The organism is Shewanella sp. 8A (genome assembly GCF_023475945.1).
In the GTDB taxonomy this organism is placed as follows: Bacteria; Pseudomonadota; Gammaproteobacteria; order Enterobacterales; family Shewanellaceae; genus Shewanella; species Shewanella xiamenensis.
Map to the genome: position 1 here is coordinate 1 of NZ_JAMDJP010000096.1, position 723 is coordinate 723.

Below are 723 nucleotides of genomic sequence, written 5' to 3' on the forward strand. Positions count from 1 at the left end.
TCTATGCCTCGGGCATCCAAGCAGCAAGCGCGTTACGCCGTGGGTCGATGTTTGATGTTATGGAGCAGCAACGATGTTACGCAGCAGGGCAGTCGCCCTAAAACAAAGTTAGGCTGTCAAACCTTTTCCCAACCTTCGGAGTGAAGAATGATTAAAGATTGGATTCCAACCACACATGAAAATTGTAAAAATATGCAGGGACCGTTTTATCATGGCACCAAAGCTAAATTATCGGTAGGTGAACTCCTAACAACTGGGTTCAACACTCATTTTGAAGAGGGTCGCACACTCAAGCACGTTTATTTTTCAGCTATGCTTGAGCCAGCAATTTGGGGGGCTGAACTTGCTGTTTCACTGTCTGGTCTAGATGGCCGGGGATACATATACTTAGTTGAACCAACTGGACCTTTCGAGGATGACCCGAATCTTACCAATAAAAAATTTCCAGGAAATCCAACAATGTCCTATCGAACTTCTGAGCCTCTCCAGATTGTGGGGGTCGTTGAAGAGTGGGAGGGACACACCGCTGAAGCCTTGAAAGCGATGCTGGATTCCTTGGAGAATCTAAAGCGCAATGGACTTCATGTCATATATGATTAAGCGGAGCCTGCCTAATCGGGTAACCGGAGGTTTCTAGCCTCCAGTCCCCACAACACCCTGCATGCGGATCCGCACAGGGCGTTTCACTCAGAGTAGTGAAGCTTGATCCATCCCTCGCGAAGT

General features: G+C 47.9%; 1 protein-coding gene. It reads left to right on the plus strand.

The genetic code is table 11. The annotated features are described in order from the left end of the window. The first annotated feature begins 147 nt into the window (after window positions 1–147). Entirely contained in the window at window positions 148–600 is a 453-nt protein-coding gene (gene arr, locus M0413_RS22680; protein ID WP_050515773.1) for an NAD(+)--rifampin ADP-ribosyltransferase, read from the plus strand. The last annotated feature ends 123 nt before the right edge of the window (window positions 601–723 follow it).